This window comes from Neisseria sp. P0001.S005, from assembly GCF_051963715.1.
Map to the genome: position 1 here is coordinate 1 of NZ_JBQCTZ010001128.1, position 224 is coordinate 224.

The following is a 224-nucleotide window of genomic DNA, read 5'->3' on the forward strand; positions in this document are numbered from 1 at the left end:
AATACTTCGATGTATTTCGGATCCATCAGGGCGATGAGGTCTTTCATGATGATGTTGACGCAGTCTTCATGGAAGTCACCGTGGTTGCGGAAGCTGAAGAGATAGAGTTTCAGTGATTTGCTTTCCACCATTTTAATATGGGGAATATAGCGGATGTAGATGGTGGCAAAGTCGGGCTGGCCGGTCATCGGGCAGAGGCTGGTGAACTCGGGGCAGACGAATTT

General features: G+C 48.7%; 1 protein-coding gene. It reads right to left on the reverse strand.

Annotated elements, in window-relative coordinates; all coding sequences use genetic code 11:
* On the reverse strand, positions 1-224 hold a 224-nt coding region (gene queF / locus ACTHSP_RS24290; RefSeq protein WP_440347254.1), incomplete at both ends, for a preQ(1) synthase.